This is a genomic window from Gaoshiqia sp. US2 (assembly GCF_059705485.1).
The window spans coordinates 6,181,908-6,203,436 of sequence record NZ_AP048550.1 but is presented as its reverse complement, the minus strand read 5'-3'; the positions used below and the strand labels follow the sequence as shown (position 1 = coordinate 6,203,436).

14 protein-coding genes are annotated in these 21,529 nt (G+C 47.0%); 5 read left to right on the top strand and 9 right to left on the bottom strand.

Going from position 1 to position 21,529, the window contains the following annotated elements; genetic code table 11:
• Position 1: 1 nt before the first annotated feature.
• Entirely contained in the window at positions 2-709 is a 708-nt protein-coding gene (locus AC6H3C_RS24790; protein WP_497518399.1) for a phosphatase PAP2 family protein, read from the top strand.
• On the opposite strand, the gene AC6H3C_RS24785 is transcribed toward AC6H3C_RS24790, so the two are convergent.
• From AC6H3C_RS24785 to AC6H3C_RS24755, 7 genes are all read right to left on the bottom strand, one after another.
• Positions 693-2,261, bottom strand: a complete 1,569-nt coding sequence (locus AC6H3C_RS24785; protein WP_497518398.1) for an ArnT family glycosyltransferase — start codon at positions 2,259-2,261, stop codon at positions 693-695. The two genes, AC6H3C_RS24790 and AC6H3C_RS24785, sit on opposite strands and share 17 nt — an antisense overlap.
• Positions 2,262-2,483: 222 nt before the next feature.
• Positions 2,484-4,052, bottom strand: a complete 1,569-nt coding sequence (locus AC6H3C_RS24780; protein WP_497518397.1) for a sialate O-acetylesterase — start codon at positions 4,050-4,052, stop codon at positions 2,484-2,486.
• A 38-nt stretch (positions 4,053-4,090) separates the two neighbouring features.
• Entirely contained in the window at positions 4,091-6,250 is a 2,160-nt protein-coding gene (locus AC6H3C_RS24775; protein WP_497518395.1) for an alpha-glucuronidase family glycosyl hydrolase, read from the bottom strand.
• Positions 6,251-6,371: 121 nt separating this feature from the next.
• Entirely contained in the window at positions 6,372-8,321 is a 1,950-nt protein-coding gene (locus AC6H3C_RS24770) for a RagB/SusD family nutrient uptake outer membrane protein (protein ID WP_497518394.1), read from the bottom strand.
• A gap of 13 nt (positions 8,322-8,334) precedes the next feature.
• Entirely contained in the window at positions 8,335-11,658 is a 3,324-nt protein-coding gene (locus tag AC6H3C_RS24765; RefSeq protein ID WP_497518393.1) for a TonB-dependent receptor, read from the bottom strand.
• A gap of 138 nt (positions 11,659-11,796) precedes the next feature.
• Positions 11,797-12,960 carry a FecR family protein gene (locus tag AC6H3C_RS24760; protein ID WP_497518391.1) on the bottom strand — a complete coding sequence of 388 codons (1,164 nt, stop codon included), beginning with the start codon at positions 12,958-12,960 and terminating at the stop codon, positions 11,797-11,799.
• Positions 12,961-13,017: 57 nt separating this feature from the next.
• Positions 13,018-13,572, bottom strand: coding sequence for an RNA polymerase sigma factor (locus AC6H3C_RS24755; RefSeq protein ID WP_497518389.1), 555 nt, complete (start codon positions 13,570-13,572; stop codon positions 13,018-13,020).
• A 360-nt stretch (positions 13,573-13,932) separates the two neighbouring features.
• Here AC6H3C_RS24755 and asnS point away from each other — a divergent pair, with 360 nt between their 5' ends.
• The 4 genes from asnS (at position 13,933) to AC6H3C_RS24735 (ending at position 19,438) form a co-directional block, all read left to right on the top strand.
• A complete protein-coding gene (asnS, locus tag AC6H3C_RS24750) occupies positions 13,933-15,369 on the top strand; it encodes an asparagine--tRNA ligase (RefSeq protein WP_497518388.1) in 1,437 nt (478 codons plus the stop codon).
• 176 nt (positions 15,370-15,545) lie between these two features.
• On the top strand, positions 15,546-17,072 hold the full coding sequence (locus tag AC6H3C_RS24745; RefSeq protein WP_497518386.1) for a DUF5723 family protein: 1,527 nt from the start codon (positions 15,546-15,548) through the stop codon (positions 17,070-17,072).
• A 151-nt stretch (positions 17,073-17,223) separates the two neighbouring features.
• Positions 17,224-18,678, top strand: coding sequence for an RNA polymerase factor sigma-54 (gene rpoN / locus AC6H3C_RS24740; RefSeq protein WP_497518385.1), 1,455 nt, complete (start codon positions 17,224-17,226; stop codon positions 18,676-18,678).
• Between the two features lie 145 nt (positions 18,679-18,823).
• Complete coding sequence (locus AC6H3C_RS24735) at positions 18,824-19,438, top strand: hypothetical protein (RefSeq protein ID WP_497518384.1); 615 nt, start codon at positions 18,824-18,826, stop codon at positions 19,436-19,438.
• 18 nt (positions 19,439-19,456) lie between these two features.
• Here the strand turns inward: AC6H3C_RS24735 and AC6H3C_RS24730 are convergent, their stop codons facing one another.
• Positions 19,457-20,161: a response regulator transcription factor gene (locus AC6H3C_RS24730; protein ID WP_497518383.1), complete on the bottom strand. Its 705-nt coding sequence runs from the start codon at positions 20,159-20,161 to the stop codon at positions 19,457-19,459.
• 175 nt (positions 20,162-20,336) lie between these two features.
• On the bottom strand, positions 20,337-21,374 hold the full coding sequence (locus AC6H3C_RS24725; RefSeq protein ID WP_497518382.1) for a sensor histidine kinase: 1,038 nt from the start codon (positions 21,372-21,374) through the stop codon (positions 20,337-20,339).
• Between the last annotated feature and the right edge of the window lie 155 nt (positions 21,375-21,529).

The window sequence follows — 21,529 nt, the reverse complement described above, 5'->3', positions numbered from 1 at the left end:
TATGGAACTTTTCAAGAAGGAAGGTAAGTTGTTCGGAAACGCAGGTTTTCGCTGGTACATATTTTCTTATGCTATCCCCCTGTTTGCCGGATTGGTGGTTTTGTTGACCGTCCGGTATGGCGATGTGGTGTTGTTTGTCAACAAATATTCGCGAATGGAATGGGACCGGGCTGTTGAATGGATTACCCAACTGGGGTCGGGAAGTACCGCCGTTATCGTTGCCCTCGGTTTTGCGCTGTACAAGTTGCGCTACACGTTGATGTTGCTGTTCAACCTGGCCTTGGTTGGATTGGTAACCGGAATTTTCAAGAACTTCCTTTTTTCCGATATCGTGCGTCCGTTAAAGTATTTCGGGCCGGAAGCTTTTTACCGCGTGGTCCAACTTACCGACTGTAACCTCCTGCATAGTTTTCCTTCTGGCCATACAATGACCGTTTTTGCGACGACGGGCCTGCTGGCTTATTTTACCGGTAAAAAATATGCCGGGGTTTTGTTTGTCTTCGTTGCCATGATGGTTGGGCTTAGCCGCATTTACCTTTGCCAGCATTTCTTCGTCGATGTGTATGCCGGCTCGGTTTTAGGGCTGCTTTGCACTTCTGCAACCATTTGGGTAGGCGACTACATCGTGAAACTGAATACCCGCCGCGTGTTCGAATATCCTTTTATATTTCACCGGTTGCGCCGTGGTTTGTCTACTTTTTCCTGGTAATCAAAACGGTAACCGGCGATTCGAAAACATCGTGCGATGAAAAACCGATCCCTGCATTGTCAGGCAACTGAATTTGGCTGATTTTTTTTTTGGTTGAAATAATTACGCCCTCCGGGTATTCTTCCAAAAAAGGCCTGATCCCCTGTTCTTCCAGCCCCGGTATTTCTTTTTTCAGGTTGAACGAAAAAGAAGCATTGAACTTACCAAAGTAGCGCACTTCTTTCCCATCGATTAAATGAAGGCTTTTGGCTACCGGGTTCTGTTTATCAATTTCAGGAAAGGCAAACCCGAAGAACGTGACAGCCACAGTCAGGCCGCCCAGCATGATCAGGTTGAGCGCCGTAACAGTTCTTTCGCGGTAAAAGAAGATGACCGCCGCCGCGACAATGAGGGGAAAAGGCAAAAAGTACCACCCGATTGCATAAATGTCTGCAAGCGAAGGGTCCGCTTTTAATGCAATGAGTATGCCCGGTACCAAAACAAGGGAGATGCCGAAAACAATCCACACGCCAGCACGAAACGTTTTTGGGGCATTCAGTTTCGCTCGGATAAAGATTGCCGTCAGAATTGCCAGATACGGCAGGGCCGGCACGGTATAATTGGGGAGGCGGGTTTTGGACAGCATGAAGAAACCAACGATGGAAAGACCGGCAACCAAATTAAAAAGGACAAAATCGTCCCTTCGATTTTTAAAGCTTTGCCGGATAGCCTGGGGCAGAAACACCGAAAACGGAAACAACCCGATCAGCACATAAAGCACGGTAACCATGAAATTTCCGCCATGTCCCTCCATCTCGTCGGTGAAGCGGCCAAGATTGTGTTGCAGAAAAAACCCTTCCGTCCATGCCCCGTTTGTTTTCAGGTGTACCAGGATATACCAGGGCAAGGCAACCAACAGGACCAATATTGCTCCGAGAAACGGTCGGAGCGGGCGAACAATGCCCCACTTTAATTTTTTGGCAAAAATGAGGTACAAGAGAAAAATTAAGCCGGGAAGGGCAATGGCGACAGGACCTTTCGCTAACGTTCCGAGCCCAACGGAAGCATAGAGCGCAAGTCCGCCTATTGCTTTCTTTTCCTTTAAAAACAGGTAAAATGAAAGGATAGCGGCCGTCATGAAAAAAACCAGGTAAGGATCGGGAACAGCGAGGTGAAACTGAATGCTAAGATGCACCGAAGCCAATAATACGATGGCTGTGAGCAAGGCAGCCGGCGCCCCGGCAAATTTTCGGGCAAACAAATAAGTGACCAAAACTGTGAGCGCCCCGAAAAAAGCGGAAAAAAAACGCGCTGCAAAAGGGTTCACCCCGAAAACCGAATAGCCCAACATCATGAAGAAGTAGTGCAGCGGCGGCTTATCGGCGCGCAAAACACCGTTGAAGGTCGGCACAACAAAATCTGACCGCTCCAGCATTTCACGGGCGCATTCCGAGTTTTTGGCTTCATCCAGGATATAAATACTTACGCCCCCGATGTTGCTCAGGTACAAAACCCATGCGAACACGAAAATAATCAACGGAAGGTATTTGCAGGCACTCAGTTTATCGAACATTTCTACTGCTTTTTAATGAAAAACAAGTTTTTTAAACAGGTTGTCAAATGCTGTTCAAAGTTATTCAATCAGCAACAGAATTATGCTGTGTAACTTAAATCTATCGATTTTTAGTTGAAATTTAATAGTAATTGATGAAAAAATAGATTACACCCGTTACAATCCGGTTGAAGCAGGATTGGTTTTCAGGGCAGAAGATTATTTATATAGCAGCGCTGTTGATTATGCGGGAGAAAAAGGTTTGTTGAAGTCGTCTTCGTTAAGTAGGGCCGGAATACTGAAAACCACGCGATGCAATCGCGCGGGAGCGGGCAATTCCAGCGCCCGCCGTTGTGCATCGCGCAGGGTAGCCCAGCCGCTTTCAACCGGCTGTTTGCCGGGGATTCCGAGATTAGCCAGTTGCACATACAAAAAAGGCAGCTCGGGCTGGTCAAATTGTCTGCGCCAGTCGGTAATCAAATCCCTGAAAAGCTGCCGGTATTCCAGTCCGCGTCCGGCATTGGTTTCACCCTGGTACCAGATCACCCCCTTCTGGCTGTAACCAAGCGCAGGATGGATGAGGCTGTTGTATAAACCTCCGGGCCGAAAACTGCCGCCACCCTGTCCGCGGGGCGGGTTCAGCACAGCGCCGATGTGATAATTCCAATCGCCGGTCAGATCAATGGTTTGCGAACCGATACGGACTTCGTAAGGCTTTTCCTCTACAAAACCACCGCGACCGCCCTGGCTAAACACGCGGACCATTAGCTTATTTTTACCGGGCTTCAACAGACCTTTCGGTATCGAATAAATTCGGGGAGGATATTGATAGGAAACCGTACCCACAAAGCTGCCGTTCACAAAAGCCGAATCGCTGTCGATGATGCATCCCAGGCGAAGGATGGCTTCTTTCGCTGCCAGCGAATCGGCCACCTCAAATTCCTTGTAAAACCAAATGGACCCGTTGCGAAGTTCCACGCCTTTATCTGCCCAGTAACCCGGCAATGAAATGTTTGGCCAGCCGGAAACATCCACCGCCGCTTTCGACCAACGGCCAACCCCCGGATCATGTTTATTCACTTCAAGACCCCAGTTAAAAGGAGGAGTTTCCCCTTCTTCGGCGATGCGTTTGGCACGAATGGAGTCCATCCGGGCCTGGTTGGCCAGCCATTGATCCAGGTAGCCGGTTACCGCTTCTTCGCTGAGCCAAGCTTCGGCCGGAGAGCCGCCAATGGCCGTGCTGATGATGCCAACCGGCGCCTGATACTTTTGGTACAGTTCATGGGCAAAAAACCAGGCGACAGCCGAAAAATCCATGATATTTTCCTGCGTGGCGGGCAACCACAAGCCATCGGGATAATCGGCCTGCGCCGTATCCGGTTCTTTGCGGGTGGACGAGCGGAACAGCCGAATGTTGGGGTTATCAACCTGCTTAATTTCGTCAGCATACAAATCCATCACCCGGCGAATTTGCAGTTCCATGTTCGACTGCCCCGATGCCAGCCAGACATCGCCAACCAAAATGTCGCTGATTTCAAGGACATTCACTTTCATCAGGTAAGGGCCACCAGCGGTCATAGCCGGAAGCTCCAACTGCCAGTTTCCCTGTTTATCGGCTTTGGTTTGGTAAGTTTCCCCGACGAACTCAACTTTTACCTTTTCCGAAGGGTCGGCCCAACCCCAAATCGTTAACGGCGTGTCGCGCTGAAGGACCATGCCGCTGCTGATCAGGCGGGGCAAGCGCACTTCCGGTTTTGCGGGCTGTGCTGTCAGGAAGAGTAAAGCAAGAAGGATTAGTTTTCTGATTTTCATTCGTTTATTTTTATCACCGATAGCGGAATAAAGCCGTTTTAATTGTGATGTTTCAAATCAAATCTTAATTTTTTCAACTCATCAAGCTGATGGACCGGCCGGTCAAGTTCGGGTGGAATCGGCTGCTGGGAAAAAGTTTGAAAATAAAGCAAACAGGCATCCCGCCACCAAATGGCTTCTTCAGCCTGGATGGCCAGTTTTTTCGTCACGTCGGCAAATCGTTGAGGGTCCATGTTTTCCCGGTTATTCTCCCAAATTTTCTGAAACCTCCTGACTGCATCAACTCCCGAACTGTATTTGCAGCACAATTCGGTCCATAAGTCATTCCCGTTGCGAAGCGTGTAATCCCAGGGGAGATGGTGGAACCAAAGCAAGAAGGCCTCCGGGCAAAGCGCCGGATCATCAAACATCGACCGGAGCGGTTCGGCATACTGGTTAATGGCCTTGCTTCCGGTGGAAGTACGGTTAAAGCCGATTCCTGTGCGGTCGGCATTGTGGTAGTAGGAAGGAAGCCAGTCTGGCCGGGCGCCGGGAACAGTACCCCAGGGCTCAGGGCCGTAATGATGATCCCATCCCATCAGGTGGTGAAGTCCGAGAGGGGTCATGTAATTGACTGCGGCTTCCCGGGATTGCATCATCAGCCCGGACAGTTCGGCAAGAGATTGCTGATCGTGCGTAAAGCTTTGTTTCAGCCATTCCAAGGCAACCTCCTTCGCACTTAAGCTGTTGTTCCAGGCCAAACGGCCAAAAGTATACCAGTTGGCCTGCGCAAAGTGATGGCCGCACCAATTGGTGTTGTCTCCAATGTTGGCAACGCCGGCAATTCCGGTCATTGAATGGTGAAAGACGGAGCCGTCAGTCAGGCGTGCGACCGTTGTATTTTTTCCAAGGGTATAGGTGTCTGCATCCAAAAATTCATTGAAAAGGGTACCTAAATACACGAGGTGATCCGAGAAGCCAAGATATTCCTGGGTAATCTGCAATTCAGGCATCAGGCTGGTTTGCTTCATGTTGCCAAACAAGGGGCTGAACGGTTCGCGCGGCTGAAAATCAATTGGACCGTTTTTCACCTGGATCATCACATTCGGGCGAAATTTTCCGTCCAATGGCATAAACTCGTTATAAGCTTGCTTGGCCCGGTCGTCTCCTCCGGGATTATAAACAAAAGCCCTCCACATCACGATTCCTCCAAAAGGAGCCAGGGCGTCGGCCAGCATGTTTGCGCCATCGGCATGCGTACGGCCAAAATCCTGCGGACCAGGCAAACCTTCCGAGTTGGCTTTCACCAGGAAACCGCCAAAGTCAGGGACCAACCGGTAAATCTCAGCAGCTTTTTTTTGCCACCAGTCTTTCACGTCCTGATTAAACGGATCGGCCGTCGCTAAGCCATCCAGCTCTTTGGGAGAAGAGAAATTGACTGCAAGATAAACTTTCATACCGTAGGGTCGGAGGACATCGGCTATTGCTTTGACTTTTAACAGGTATTCCTGCTTCAGAATTTCCGGGCTGGCATTCACATTATTCAACACGGTTCCGTTGATGCCAATTGACGCATTGGCCCTGGCGTATTGTCTGTAGAGCGGACTGATTTTTCCGGGTAGTTCATCCCATTTCCAAATTGAATGTCCGGCATACCCGCGTTCTACGCTGCCGTTCAGGTTATCCCAGTGGTTCAGAATACGGCGCCGGTACGACGGAATTTCTTTGATGTCGATATAATGAAGTGAACTGTCGGTGGTTTGCAGTAACCTAAGATAACTGAATACGCCATATAAGGCGCCGTGTTCGGTGTTGGCGGCAATGAGAACCATTTTCGGTGATGAAAATGACCGGATAATAAAGCCGTCGTCTCCCAGAGAGTTGAATTCATTTGCGTCGATAAACCGCGTGATATTTTTGAGTTGGGACGTTGCCACATACACTGCTCCTTCCTGCAGGTGTTTGCTGAACGGAATCGCGGTATCAAAAAGTAAGTTCAAGCCGTTTTGCAGTTCTTCGCTGATCATCGAAAAAACACTTGATTCCTGCTGAATACAAACAGAAACAGGGCATTCCTTCAGCGCTTCCGTTGCCGGGGTCATGGTCGTAAACCATAATTTCGATCCGTCCTCTCCCAAGGCATCTGTCCGGACAGGGTTACAGGCTATAAGGAATAGCAATAGGCCCCAAACGATGGAGCTGGCGGTAAATCGTCTCATCAATCGTCTTTTTTTTCAGGATAACACTCTTTCCTGGTATAAAATTGATTTTCAAAAAAGGAGTTGTATCTGGCACAACTCCTTTTTTGAAGTACCCGGCAAGCCGGGAATAAACCGGGGCTTAATAGCCGGGGTTCTGATAGGCTGCTTTTTCAGTATCGGTCATTTCCATGCCATCAAGCTGGCCTTGCGGGATGGGGCGCAGGTAATGATATGGTTGAATATTGCGCGTAAATGTTTGGGCATTATGGTCTCCTTTGGTGCTTGACGCTATTTTGTACGTCGTTGCCAATTCTGTCCATTTCTGGGTACGGACCAAATCAAACCAGCGGAAACCCTCGCCGTAAAACTCACGTGAGCTTTCTGCCAAAATATAGTTGATATCAATAATTGCGGGTGTTGCGGCAATCATGGCAGCGCTATGATCTTCTATTCTTTCAACATGATTAAACCTGTCGAAACTCCACTTCCCGGCACGAGCCCGTATTACATTGATTAATTCCCTGGCGCTTTTACCAGCTTTTGTGGTTGCGCCCTTCACAGCTGCTTCGGCTGCTATGAAGTAGAGTTCGGAGAATTTGGCAATATTAAACGGCCGGGTAATCGCTGCGTTGGGTTGTCCCACCGTACCGGCGTTGTCGGTACGATAAGTACTCATCTTCCAGGTTCCGGGATATACCACCCGGCTAATTCCGCTTGGCGCGATCACATAATCCGCTCTTCCGGGCAAAGTTCCTCCTCCAACATTGCTTGGCCCTGCTCCGGTAGGATAAGTAATCGGCGTGGCTGGTTCTTCGGAAAGGAAGGTTAATATGGGGTCACCCGGGTAAACTTTCAAGCCGTTTGCACCATAGTAAAATTCGGCTTTGTTACCACCTGCAGGCCAGTTACCACGGTAAACAGTTGTAAATGATGCATCGAAGCGGGAATCCTCCGTTTTGTTGGCAAAAGTGTTTACAAAAGCCTCAATGGTCGGGCACATACGTGTCCATGGACGCCCAAGGTCCTGGACTGCTTCGCGCAGGACAGTGCTTGCTGAACCAGTCCCATCCGGGTTTGTGGCACTTCTGATTTCCGTATAGTTCCAGGTCATCATCCAGGCCGCAAAATTATCTGCGTTGCCGCCGCTGCCATAAGTCAGGCTTGCTCCGTTATATTTTTCGCTTGTTTCGGTATGGTCGGCGTATAACAACATTTCTTTGTTGCGTTCGTTTCCTCCCACATGTAATTCATAAAATGTTGGCATTAAGCCGTAAGAGCCCGGATTGTCAATGGCGGTAGTAGCTACGTCATAAGCCTGTTGGAAATACCACTGTACATCATGCCCGTTAGGGTCAGTACGGGGAGTTTCCGGATAGGTAGGGATGTTGTTTGGATTTTCCAGCCACCAGGCGTAGGTCAGGTAAGCTTTTGCCAGAAACAGGCGTGCAACCGTTTTTGTCACGGTACCTGTTAAACGCCCAACATCCGGTAAATCGTTGACAGCAGTCAGCAAATCTGGAAATATGGCTTTGGTGTAAACCTCCGGCACGGTATTGCGCACAGATACCCTCACCGGAGATGTGTTGAATTGCAATTCTCCCGCGCCCAGATCGAGAGGCACCCCACCATAAGTTTGTACCAGCATGAAATAGTCGAATGCCCTGAAAAAACGGGCCTCAGCAATCAGGGATGCATCGAGACCAACTGCTTCGGCATTTTCAATAATACCTGAGGCGGTGTTGATTGCCGGGAATGCATTGTTCCACAAAGTACCGGTGCCCCCGGTGTCAGTGGACGTAATGTTCCCTTGTCCGCTGATGTCCATTACCTTGAAATTTCCATCCGCGCTCTGGGCATAAGTTGCTTCATCAGTACCGGTTACACCCGAGTTATAGTAGTAGGCATTACCGTATATGTAGCGCAGGTGTGCATACAGCGCTGTCAGCCCGCCATTAACACCCTTTTCAGTCTTGAAATAACCGGGTTCAAAAATGCTGCGTGGTTCTTCCTCTAAAATATCAGAACACCCTACCAGGAACACTGTCATCAAAGCTGTTCCTATGATCGTTTTTATATTTATGTGCTTCATCGTTTTCATTTATTTAGAATGTCAAATTAACTCCAATGATGTAGTTCCGGGTTGATGGCGAGTTAAAACCTACCGTCAAAATACGGTTATTGTAACCACCTGTTGCCACATTTTGGTCACCGCGTGAGTTGGTTTCAGGATCCAGGCCCATTTCTTTATTGAAGTCTGAGAACATCACAAACGGGTTCTGTACCGTGACGTACATGCGCATATTGACCCCCGAGTTCTTAAGCAAAGATTGGTTGAAGTTATACCCAAGTGAAATGTTGCGCACTTTCAGGAATGAACCATTAAAGTATGCCATTGTGCTGAGATATTTCGGATTATCACCACTTATCACACCAGCTGGATTCGGATACTTGGCACCGGTGTTATCGGGTGTCCAGTAGTCCACCTTAATTTGCCCCCTGCGACCGGTCATCAAATTGAGATAGCTGCTCGGTCCGTTGAGAGTACTGACGAGGATGCCACCGCTCTGGAAGCTCCCGATAAGGCTCAGGTCAAATCCCTTGTATGCTACACGGGTGTTGAACCCACCCTGAAAATCGGGATCCACTTCCAAAATTTGCCGGTCATCGGCTCCGATTTGCCTTACCGGAGTTCCATCATCGTTATAATCGCCGGTGTATTTCACCTTGATCATACCTATATTACCACCCGGTTCCAGGATATCCCGGTGTAGATCGTTTTCTTGCCATAAGCCTATTCGTTCGTAGTCGTAAATCGAATTGATGCTATAACCTACGAACCAACCGTTGCCTTCATCCCTCTCTTGTCCGGAAGCAAGAGCTACCAGTTTGTTTTTGTTTGTGTACAGATTAATGCCTGCTTCCCATGTCCATCCGTTTACATTGTTAAGGATAGTACCGTTAAGAGAAAGCTCCAAACCTTTGTTCTGAGTTTCGCCGATATTGGCGGTATAGCTGCTTACGCCTGATGTTTGAGGCAAGCCAAGGCCCAACAGAATGTCTTTGGTATTCGTTACATAGTATTCTATGGTACCCGACAGGCGATTTTTCAGTAAGGAGAAGTCCATACCATAATTCCAGGTTTCAGAGTATTCCCAGCCTAAATTGGGGTTGGGCAATTGGGTTACATAATACCCGGTGGCATAAGTAGCATCGCCAAAGTTGTAATCTCTGGAACTTAAACGGCCAAGAGTACTGAAAGCACCTACAGCCTGGTTGGACGTTTGTCCGTAACCAACGCGAATCTTTAACCGGTCAATAACCGATATGTCTCGCATAAACGGCTCGTTCTTGATATTCCATCCGGCCGACACAGCAGGATAGGTATGCCATTTATGTCCTTCGGACAGCCTTGACGAGGCATCGGAACGAACGGTAGCTGAAAGCATGTATTTGTCCTCATATTCGTAAATGACACGCCCCATGTACGAAACCAGGCCGGATTGGGTGTAGCCTCCGTTTTCGGGGTTGGTTGTCGTGATCTCGCCAAGCGAGTTGCTCAGGCTATAATACTGGAAAGACTCCGAAGGGATACCTTTTGCATTAGTACCCGAGTTGAAGCTGGTATTTTGTTCGGCAGAGTAAAGCCCGACTATATTCAGCCGGTGTTTGTCGGCAAAAATGCGGTCGTAGCTCAGCAGGTTTTCGATGGTCCAGTGGTAGGTATGATAATTGCTGATAGAAGCCGTTGATTCTGTATCCGGGTTGCTGCTGTTTATCCCTTCGGCCGTGTAGCTTCCGTTGTTTACCTGGATAAAATCCAGGCCCAGTGTGGCACGGTACTTCAAACCTTGAACCCATGGAACTTTCACTTCTCCGTATACTGAGTTGTAGGTAGCGTATCCTCGTTTGTGTTCCAACCAGTCATCCTCTAATCCTTCTACAACATCCCTCGTGATGACATACTGTTCATCTAACGGCATTCTGACAGTTCTTTTCAAGGTACCATCTTCGTTATACGGGTCGGCAATAGGTGACATGCTTAACATACCATACAGGCCGACCTGGTTGCCTTCCGTAAAATTGTAGTTATTGTTTGAGTTGAAGCCGAAGCGGAAATACTTCCCGACTTCCTGATCAACCGAACTGCGCAAACTGTAGCGGGTGAATTTGTTTGTTGGTATCACGCCTTGATCCTGGAGGTAGCCGATGTTAAAACTATAGCTTCCAGTGGCGGTACCTCCTGAAAGACCGATATCGTGGCTTGTCTGGTAACCGTTTCTGAAAAACAAGTCCTGCCAGTCGGTATTGATATTGTCAAATTCATCCGGCCCGTTCGTGAACTGCCCTCTTGCTGCACGGAGTGTAACAAATTCCGGCCCGTTCATCATGGGATATTTGGCAAAAACTTCATTCACGCTATGACGACCATTGTAGTCAATTCTTGCCTTTTGTCCTTTTTGTCCTTTGTTGGTGGTAATCAAAATAACGCCGTTGGCGCCGCGTGAACCGTAAATGGCGGTTGCCGAAGCATCCTTCAGGATGTCCATGCTCTGGATATCGTTCGTGTTGATTTCACCTATCGACCCGACAAATGGGATTCCGTCAAGTACAATCAGCGGGTCGTTGCTGGCAGTTAGCGAACGGGTACCGCGTATACGAATTTGCATGGTTGCCCCCGGCCGGGTTGAGGTTTGTGCAAACTCCACTCCGGGCAATCGGCCTTGCAGGGCCTGCGTGAAATTGGATGCCGGAATGTCGCGCAAGGCTTCACCGCCAATTGATGCTACAGATCCTGTTACCGCTTCTCTGCGCTGGACACCGTATCCAATCGCAACAACCTCCTCAATACCAATTGTTTGCTCCCGCATGGTTACATTTAGCTGGTTTCTGTTGTTTACCTCAACTTCCAGTGGTTCCATTCCTACAAAAGAAAACTGGAGGATTGCATTCGCCGGAACGCCTGATAAGGTATAGGTCCCGTCGAAAGAGGTAATGGCGCCGGTGGTCGTTCCTTTTACAATGACGGTCACCCCGGGCAGGGTATTTCCCTGGGAGTCGGTTACGATGCCTCTAACGGTTCGGTCGCCCTGTTGTTGCCTGAAGTCGTTCAGGTTGGTTGTTTCGCCGTTTTTTTTGATCACCACAATCCGGTCGTCAATTTCATACGAAAAACCGTAAGGAACCAGCACCTTATCGAGTATTTGTTCAATACTGGCGCCTTTCAGGTCGACATCGACCACCGGAACATCTTTGAGATGGTCGGACCGGAAAAGAAAGTAGAAATTACTTTGATCTTCGATGTTCTTCAGAACTTCTTCAACTTTTACTTTCTCCAGTTTGACACTTAGGTTGGTTTGCTGCGAGTAAACACTCGCCGAGACTTGTACCAGTCCCAGAATGAGGAAAAATAAAGTAATTCTCATCATAAGAAAGAATTTTTTCCACCCACTTCGAAAAGCAGGATTACATCGTTTTTTTTTCATAAATTCGAACTGTTTAATTCTACATTTAAGTTAATTACTGAGTGTAGGGCGGGGGATGGTGCGAACATTTCCCGCTTTTTTTTACTCAATGGTTATTTGTCTGCCATTTACATAAAATTTTACTTCATTGGTTTTTTCTATTTTATTCAGGACCTCTTCAAAGTTGCCATAGCGTTGCAGGTTTCCGGTAAAGCGCGATTGTTTGGCTTTTTCACTGGCAAAAACAATGTCAACATCGTACCATTTGGATAATTTCTTCATGATATTGGAAAGCAGTTCGTCATCAAAAATAAAGCGCCCTTCTTTCCAGGCGGTGTACTGACTGACATCAACCGGTCGTTTGGAGATTTGATCAATGCCGCGGGCATAATATCCCTGCTCGTTGGGTGAAAGTAATTGGGTTATTTCCGGATGTCTGGTCAGGCTAAGCGCCACCTTTCCCGTCACCAGGGTAGTAAAAATAATCGGGTCCTCCTCGTAGCAGCTGATATTGAAACTTGTTCCCAGTACTTCCAACTGTTGTTCGCCCGAAATGACAAGAAACGGGCGTTGCTCATCTTTTGCTACTTCGAAATAAGCTTCGCCTGAGAGTTCTACTTTGCGTACCCCGCTTCCAAACCTGACCGGGAAACGAAGCGTACTTTCTGCATTCAGCCAAATTCGGGTACCGTCGGCCAACTTGACGGAAAATTCGCCTCCGCGAGGTACGCTCACGGTATTGTAAGCCATTTCGCCGGTTCTTTTCCCGAAGTCGGTATATTCGAGCATGTCCCGGGTATTCCGGATAGCCGTTCCTCTTTCTTCCAGAAAGAAATCGAGTTTATCCGACAAATTGAATGTTCTTCCGTCATCGAAAATCAAACTGGCTTTTTCGGTTCCGGGGGCGATCACGCCGGCGTAACCGGCATACTGTAACTGATTCCGGGTTTGATTGTTATAATAAAAGAGTAAAGCAATCAGCAGCAGGGCTGCAATACCGGCGGCAGCAACCGAACGGGCCTGACCAATTAACTTACGCCGTTTTGCTTTTTCTTCCACCTGTTTCCATGCCTGGTCAATTTCGAAAGGCGTATGGGCCAATGAGGAACCATTCTTGAGAAATTCTTCGGCGTCGCGGAAATAACGACGGTGAGATTCGTCTTCGCGAAGCCATCCCTGAAGCCGGTTCATCTCTTCTTCCGACGCCTGCTTTTGAATGACCTTCCAGATAACTTCGATGTCGATCGGGTGATAAGTTTTGCCCATGTGTAAGTATCGCTTTTACCCATGTGACACGAAACCGAAAGAAAAGGGTGACAAAAATTACAGGAAAAATTTCAGGGAGGTGGTTTGGAACAGTTTTTCCCGGAGTTTATCTTTAGCCCGTTTCAGCTGGGTTTTAATGGTGTTCTCCGAAATGCCTTTTAGCGCGGCGATGTCTTTTGTTTTTGCGCCCTGCATGTATTTCATCAGAAATAACTCTCTCATTTGGGGCGGAAGGGATTCAATCGCGTCTTGAACCTGCGTGGAAATGTCGATTTCCTCCCAGCTCGACGGGTCCTCGCTGTTTAAACTGGCTTCGATATAGAGCAGTTTATGTTTGTCGTATACCTGTAAGTCGCGTAAATGGTTCAAACAACGGTTTTTAACCGATTGGTAGAAATACGATTTAATCGACGAATCCAGTTGCAGATGCCGGGCGTTTTCCCAAAAATAAATAAACAAGTTTTGAACGATGTCCTCGGCCAACTGCCGGTTAAACACGAAGCCCTCGGCAAAGCGGGTCAAAAAGGGGTAATATTCACGAAACAAGGCCTCAAAAACCTTTTTGTTTTGGTTTTTTATCTCTGCGAATAGTATCCTGTCTTCAATTTTCATCGGCCGTCTCCACAATTGGTATCAAGAGTGATGTAAATTAAAGTATATTTTTCTGGTTATCAATGAGGAAATGCACCCACTTTTGCTATACGAACAGACCAGACCAGATTGGCATGTAATTCTGTTTACGTAATATCTGATTGAAAATCTAATGGTTTAACGGTTAAAACCGGCCAGCGAAAGCGCTTTAAATTTTAATGATGGGCGGCATATGTTTTTCAACAGAAAAATGTACTTTTGTTCTCTGTTAAATTTTGTAAGAAGATACCCGGATGATCAACCTGTTCCGTTTTTCTTACAAGCAATTTTCACAAAAAGAAGATTCAGGGGAATATCGAAACCTGCAAAACAAACAACAACATGAAACGACTGAAAATTAAAGAGGTATTGGCCGGCGGACAAGTTGGTCAGCAAGTACTGGTAAAAGGGTGGGTACGGACCAAACGCGGAAGTAAAAACGTGAATTTTATCGCCTTAAACGACGGATCGACGATTAATAATTTGCAGGTTGTTGCCGATGTTGAAAAATTTGGGGAGGATTTCCTGAAAGATATTAATACCAGTACCTCGCTGGGCATTACCGGTGATTTGGTCGAATCGCAGGGAAGCGGACAAAGCGTGGAGTTGATTGCGGGTGAAATCATTATTTATGGGAAGGCTGATCCGGAGAAATACCCGATTCAGCCGAAAAAACACAGCCTTGAATTTTTGCGCGAAAATGCCCACCTGCGGTTCCGGACAGCTACTTTCAGCGCGGTGTTCCGCATCCGGCACGCGATGGCCTTCGCCATTCACAAGTATTTTAACGACAAAGGGTTTTATTATCTGCATACACCGATCATTACCGCATCGGATGCTGAAGGAGCCGGGCAGATGTTCCGGGTTTCGACGCTTCCGGCTGTTAACCCGCCGGCAACCGAAGAAGGAGAAGTGGATTTTTCGCAGGATTTCTTTGGCCGCCCGACCAACCTGACGGTTTCGGGGCAGCTTGAAGGCGAACTGGGAGCAACGGCCCTGGGCGAGATTTATACCTTTGGCCCTACTTTTCGCGCCGAAAACTCGAATACCACCCGCCATCTGGCCGAATTTTGGATGATTGAGCCGGAGATGGCCTTTTATGAGCTGACCGATAACATGGACCTGGCCGAAGAGTTTTTGAAATACCTGATCAAATACGCGCTTGAAAACTGTATGGACGATCTCAAATTTTTGAGCAGCCGGCTCCAGCAGGAAGAAAAAGATAAACCACAAGACCAGCGATCGATGGAACTGATCGAAAAACTTCAGTTTGTGCTGGAAAACGATTTTGTGCGTTGTACTTACACCGAAGCTATCGATATTCTGAAAAACTCGAAGCCTTACAAAAACGGTAAATTCCAGTTCCCGGTTGAATGGGGCATCGACCTTCAGAGCGAGCACGAGCGCTACCTGGTTGAAAAACACTTCAAAAAACCGGTTATTCTCATCAACTACCCGAAAGAGATCAAAGCGTTTTACATGAAGCAAAATGATGACGGGAAAACGGTAGCTGCCATGGATGTGTTGTTTCCGCAGATTGGCGAGATTATCGGCGGGTCGGAACGCGAATCCGATTATGACAAACTGGTTGCCCGCATGAACGAAATGAGTATCCCCGCCGAAGAAATGTGGTGGTACCTGGATACCCGTCGTTTTGGGACCGTGCCTCACGCTGGTTTTGGACTGGGATTTGAACGTTTCATCCTCTTTGTTACCGGTATGGGAAACATCCGCGACGTCATCGCCTTTCCAAGGACGCCGAAAAATGCCGAGTTTTAATATCGACGGAAGCTTTTCTGGTTGACGCGGTACGGTATTATTTTTTTGTAAATTAAGATTTATTGGTCTGTTTTTGTCGATAAGTAATTATATTTGTGTCTGGCGGTAGGGGTTTAAGAATAAGATCAGGTAAGGGATCACCTGATATTTTAGATAAACTTTCAAATACCGGACGCGTGAAATTTCTGATAACCAACAAAATAAAAAACAACGAGTTTGCCGAAATGGTTTTCGGTAAATTAATCAGTCTGTTAAAACCGGGCAAGGCGCTGATACACCCGGGAAGCGCATATACTTTCATTTTCTTTGTTTTTATTCTGTTGCAGGCGGGGCCGTCCCGGGCGCAGTCGAACCTGTTGCTTTATCAAAGCGAGGACGGGCCGAACGACAATCCGGCATCGCTGCTGACCCGTGAAAAGTTCAGTTTCAGTATTTTTCCTTTTGCAGGTACCTCCATCAGTTACAACCATCACGATGCAGTAAGAAAAATGCTGGATATCGATCCTGACAGCGCGGATGAAGTAGAATTTACGGCTATTGTAAAAGATCTTGTTTCTTCCAGACAGGCTTTTCTGCAAACGGAGATCAACCTGATCAATCTTTCTTTGCAAACAAAATCGGGCACATTCAACCTGAGGGTCCGCGAAAGTGTTTACGGCACCGCCCGGCTTAAAGGCAATTTGTTAAACTTTTTTGTTGACGCTTCCGATACCCTGTTTGTGCTTGGAAAACAGCAGGCGTTCCCCTCCGAGGGAATTCATTTCAGGCAATACAGCCTGGGTTATGCGACTCGGCTAATCCGCGATAAACTCATCGTGGGAGCGAGGGCTAACCTGTATTTCGGGAAATCGTTTGTCAGCTCCGATGTTTCCGGCACGATTGTCGAAAATGCCAATAACTTTTATGTCAATTCATCCGGGTACCTGAAGTTTTCGGCTCCGGTCCGGGTTATTGAACGGGCCGACGGAACGAAAGATTTAGCCCGGATCGAAGATTACAGCGTTTCGGATTACCTGAAAAACTCAAAAAACACGGGATTTGGGCTCGATTTGGGGCTGAAATATCAGATTGACCCCTACCTGACTTTTACGGCCAGCGTAACTAACCTGGGAAAAATCAATTTTAAGAATAACCTGCAAACGATCAGGCTTGACGGGCAAAACAGGCTCAGCAGCAGCCTGGTGTCCGGGCAAACGCTGGATGACGGCACCGAAGTTTTGGTGAAAAAGGTGGACGAGATCTCGCTTAAAAACACTTTTCGTGATCTGGTGGAGGTAGACGATACGGTAGTTTCCGGGATTGGCGTTCCCCTGCCGATGCTGTTTTTTGGCGGTTTAAATTACGAGTTCAGTCCCAATTGGTCGGTCGGAATTGCCGACAGGCTGGTAAAACACGGAGATCTGACTTATAACAGCCTCCTGCTTTCGGCAACATGGCAGGTAGCCAGGCAGATTTATGTGAGTAGTGGATACGCGGCGATGGGCACATCTTACCTGAATATTCCGCTGGGGGTTCAGGTTAAATGGGCTAAAGGAACAGCCTACATCGCCACCGACCATGTCCTGCCCTTTCTGAATAAATCCGCTTCAGACATTCGGACGCTTAGCTTTGGCGCCAATTACTATCCTTTTCATCGTAAGGTCAAGTATAAGGATGTTCCTTACCTGCCTTTCTTCAAACTAAAAAAGAACAGGCGTTTATAGTTCCAAAACGGGTTCGTGTACCTAAAAAAATGGACAAACAAGCGCCTTCAAGCCGGTAAAAAGGGAATAAAGACCCGATCGGTCCTGCATTTTAAAAATCTGCTATACGGGGTTCGTATAAAAATTATAATTTTGGAGAAAGTAATGACGTATGCCATCTCAGAGACTCAGCTTACAGCAAAAATTATTACAGAAACTTTCGCCGCAACAAATTCAGGTGATCAAGCTTCTGGAAATTCCGACTGTCCAGCTGGAACAACGCATAAAAAAAGAACTGGAAGAAAACCCGGTATTGGAACTGACCAGTGAATCTCCTTCGGATGAGAACGACATGCAGGAAGACGATCAGGGAAACGACCGCGATAACGAGGAGTTCTCGCTGGAAGATTATATGGATGAGGATGATATTCCCGAATACCGGCTCGCGGCAAATAATTATTCAAAAGACGATAAACAGATTGATATTCCGTTCTCGGCCGGAACCAGTTTTCATGAGTCGATGAACGAACAGCTTGGTTTGGCCGAGTTGAGTGAAACCCAGCGAAAACTGGCTGAGTACATCATCGGTAACATTGATGAAGATGGTTATCTGCGCCGCGACCTGCTTTCGATCAGCGACGATCTGGCGTTTAACCTGAACATGGACGTGAGCTTGAGCGAACTGGAAGAATTGCTGGATATCATTCAGGAATTTGACCCGCCCGGTATTGGGGCGCGCGACTTACAGGAATGCCTGCTGCTTCAGATTCAGCGAAAGAAAGGCAACCCGGCCACGATGTTAGCGATGAATATCATCAAAGATAATTTTGAAGAATTCACCCGGAAACACTACGATAAGATCCTCAAAAAACATGAAATTAGTGAAGACGAGCTGAAAGACGCGATCGCCGAAATCCTGAAACTAAATCCGAAACCGGGAAGTTCGTACAGCAACCCCCTCAGCAAGTCGAACCAGGTGATTGTGCCTGATTTTATCCTCGAAAATAACGACGGCGAATTACAGCTTTCGCTCAACCAGCGTAACGTGCCCGATTTGCGGATGAACGGCCATTACATGGATATGCTGAAATCGTACACCGAAAACCGGAAAAACATTTCGCGCGACCAGAAAGATGCCCTGCTGTTTGTCAAACAAAAGATGGATTCGGCCAAATGGTTTATCGATGCCATTCGTCAACGGCATCACACCTTGATGATTACCATGTCGGAAATTATCGACTTCCAGAAGGACTATTTTATGGATGGTGATGAAACCCGGATGAGACCGATGATCCTGAAAGATATTGCCGACCGGACCGGGTTGGATATTTCCACCATTTCGAGGGTATCGAACAGCAAATATATTCAAACCCATTTTGGTATTTTTCCCCTGAAATATTTCTTCTCTGAGGGCATGCAAAAAGACACCGGCGAGGAGGTGTCGACCCGCGAAATCAAAAAAATACTGGAAGAGTGTATCATGGGTGAAAATAAACGAAAACCGTTGACCGATGACCGCCTGGCGCAGATTCTGAAGGAAAAGTCGTACCCGATTGCCCGGCGGACGGTGGCCAAGTACCGGGAACAATTGGGTATTCCGGTTGCCCGCTTGCGTAAAGAACTCTAAATTTCGGAAACATGAAACGAGCCATGAGAGCCAAACCTCTCACACAAGAGAATGATTATGCTGGCGAGTTCCATCCGTTGAGGGTTCAATTGAAAAACCGACATTGATACGCAAATTATAGAAACACGAATTTAAAGATAAACAGATGAAAATTCTCCAACTCGCTGCCCGGGTAGTATCTATCCTCTTTCATCCGCTGATTATCCCGACAGTCGGGTTTTTGTTACTGATGAATACCAACTTTCACTTTGCCTTACTCACCTTCGAGGCCAAAAAGCTGATCCTGCTGGTTGTTTTCCTTAGCACCTTTTTACTGCCGTTGGTGAGCATTGGTTTTATGAGCTTAAACAAGAAAGTGAAGCTCGACCTGGATAAACATACCGACCGGGTATTACCCATGCTTTACACGGCTATTTTTTATTATTTGGGCTATTATTTTCTGAACCGTTTGCCCATTTACCCGGTTTACCGCGTTTTCCTGATTTCATCGGTGCTGATTATTGTCCTGCTGCTGTTTATTTCCATCCGCTGGAAAATAAGCGCCCACATGGCCGGAATCGGCGGGCTGATCGGGGCTATCATTGCCCTTTCTTTACGTTTGGGTATGAATACCTCCGTCTTGATTATTGTACTGGTTGGGATTGCAGGCCTGATCGGAACTGCGCGGCTATTGCTCGGGAAACATACACTCGTTCAGGTTTTTGCCGGATTTTTCCTCGGGTTCCTTGTCAATTACCTGGTTCTTGGGCTGATCTGGTGAAGCAGCAGACGGAATTATTTATTCCACAAACTTATAACCGATCCCTTTCAGGGTTTTAATGTGGTCGTTCCCGATTTTCTCGCGTAGCTTTCGGATATGAACATCAATGGTACGGTCGCCAACCACGACATTGTCTCCCCATACCGAATAGTAAATTTCTTCGCGGGTGAAAACTTTTCCGGGTTTTGATACCAGCAGCGAAAGCAGTTCAAATTCTTTACGCGGCAGGATCATCTCCGTATTGTCTATCTTAATCATGTATCGTTCCTTGTCGATCACCAGGTTGCCAATGGTAATGGTATTGCTGTTCTCGGCAGGTGCAGAAGTACCGGCGCTGCTGTTTCCGGTTCGTTTTAGCAGGGCTTTTACCCGGCTGACCAGCACTTTCGGGCGAATGGGTTTGGTGATGTAATCATCGGCGCCGGCTTCAAATCCTGCAATCTGCGAGTAATCTTCGCCCCGGGCCGTCAGGAAGGCGATAATGCAGCTTTGCAGGGCCGGGATTTTGCGCATTTCTTCGCAGGCCGCGATTCCGTCCATTTCGGGCATCATCACATCCAGAATAATCAGGTGAGGCAGTTTTTTCTCGGCAATTTTAATGGCATCCAGCCCGTTTTGTGCCGTGTATACCTTAAATCCTTCTTTTTCAAGGTTGTAACTGATAAATTCTAAAATATCAACTTCGTCGTCAACCAGCAGTATTTTATATTTTTCGTCATTCATATGGGCAGTATTAACAGCGGTTAAAGGTATTCCTGTTTTGTAACAATCGGGTTACATTTTTATTAAAAGAATTGTGAGAACGAACATAAACTCTTTCAGCGGTAATTTATGCAAATACGGTTGAAAAAAGACAAATTTGTGCAGATAATTTTCAATTTTTTAAAAGTACCCGGGTTTATCTGGTTTTTTCGAGCGTAAAGGTGAAGGTGGTGCCTTCGTCGACAACCGATTTTACATTGATGGTTTGTTTGTGGGCTTCAATAATGTGTTTCACGATAGACAGGCCCAATCCGGTTCCGCCCTGTTCTCTCGACCTTGATTTGTCGACCCGGTAGAAACGCTCAAAAACCCGGTGTAATTCACTTTTTTCGATCCCAATGCCGTTATCCATCACCTCAATCATCACGGTATCGCTCAAATCGTAAAAACCAACTTTTACAAAACCTTTCCGTTTTCCGTATTTGATGCCGTTGGCTACCAGGTTGGTCATTACTTCCATGATCCGCTTTTTGTCGGCGTGTACGATGACCGGATTTTCCGGGCGGTCGATGATCAATTGGATCTTACGCTCATTGGCCATCATCAATTCCATTTCGAAAACTTCATCGACCATTTTAATCAGGTCGAAATTTTCTTTTCTCAGTCGAAGAACGCCCGATTCAAGTTTGGTAATCGATTCGAGGTCTTCCACGATGGAGATCATCCGGTCGATACTTTTTTCGGTGCGTTTCAGGTAGAGTTTATTAATTTTCGGGTCGTCCAGCCCGCCTTCCAGTAAGGTCAGAATGTAACCCTGGATGTTAAAAATCGGGGTTTTCAGCTCGTGCGATACATTCCCCACGAATTCTTTCCGGTAACGTTCCAGGTCTTTCAAACGCGTAATTTCCTGTGTTTGGTTTTTGGCCCATTCTTCCACTTCTTTTTGCACATCGCCAATGATGTTGCTGTTCGCCTGATCTTTCTCCCCTTTATCTTTCTTCCGGGCCGGAATTTCGCGGATAAACTTGTAAATGGGTTCAATTTTGTTGTTGATGTACCTGATGAATACAAAATTGACGGCAAAGTAGATCAGGGCAAAAAAAATGGCGATCAGAACCAGGTTTATATAAAACGGGGGATCTGCATACTTTAGAATCAGTCCGAAAAACAGGCTTAAAACTGTAACCATCAGTGCCATATGGAAAGCTAATCTCTTTACCGGGTAGGTTTTCATTTCATCATAATTTTACCGGCAAAAATAGAATAAAAAACAATGTTCGCACTCATTAACAGTAAATTGACGGTTAGTTAACGCTAATTTAACACCCATACGCCCGTAGCTCGTTACTTAGCTTATATTTTTGCACCCGTCATTTTATGTCTTAAGTA

What these genes read in the sequence shown, in the direction of transcription:
- AC6H3C_RS24755 (WP_497518389.1), bottom strand. Translation starts at nt 13,572, where the DNA reads ATGAAAATTGAAGACAGGATACTATTCGCAGAGATAAAAAACCAAAAC.
- AC6H3C_RS24725 (WP_497518382.1), bottom strand. Translation starts at nt 21,374, where the DNA reads ATGAAAACCTACCCGGTAAAGAGATTAGCTTTCCATATGGCACTGATG.
- AC6H3C_RS24785 (WP_497518398.1), bottom strand. Translation starts at nt 2,261, where the DNA reads ATGTTCGATAAACTGAGTGCCTGCAAATACCTTCCGTTGATTATTTTC.
- AC6H3C_RS24770 (WP_497518394.1), bottom strand. Translation starts at nt 8,321, where the DNA reads ATGAAGCACATAAATATAAAAACGATCATAGGAACAGCTTTGATGACA.
- AC6H3C_RS24735 (WP_497518384.1), top strand. Translation starts at nt 18,824, where the DNA reads ATGAAAATTCTCCAACTCGCTGCCCGGGTAGTATCTATCCTCTTTCAT.
- rpoN (WP_497518385.1), top strand. Translation starts at nt 17,224, where the DNA reads ATGCCATCTCAGAGACTCAGCTTACAGCAAAAATTATTACAGAAACTT.
- AC6H3C_RS24765 (WP_497518393.1), bottom strand. Translation starts at nt 11,658, where the DNA reads ATGATGAGAATTACTTTATTTTTCCTCATTCTGGGACTGGTACAAGTC.
- AC6H3C_RS24775 (WP_497518395.1), bottom strand. Translation starts at nt 6,250, where the DNA reads ATGAGACGATTTACCGCCAGCTCCATCGTTTGGGGCCTATTGCTATTC.
- AC6H3C_RS24730 (WP_497518383.1), bottom strand. Translation starts at nt 20,161, where the DNA reads ATGAATGACGAAAAATATAAAATACTGCTGGTTGACGACGAAGTTGAT.
- asnS (WP_497518388.1), top strand. Translation starts at nt 13,933, where the DNA reads ATGAAACGACTGAAAATTAAAGAGGTATTGGCCGGCGGACAAGTTGGT.
- AC6H3C_RS24760 (WP_497518391.1), bottom strand. Translation starts at nt 12,960, where the DNA reads ATGGGCAAAACTTATCACCCGATCGACATCGAAGTTATCTGGAAGGTC.
- AC6H3C_RS24780 (WP_497518397.1), bottom strand. Translation starts at nt 4,052, where the DNA reads ATGAAAATCAGAAAACTAATCCTTCTTGCTTTACTCTTCCTGACAGCA.
- AC6H3C_RS24790 (WP_497518399.1), top strand. Translation starts at nt 2, where the DNA reads ATGGAACTTTTCAAGAAGGAAGGTAAGTTGTTCGGAAACGCAGGTTTT.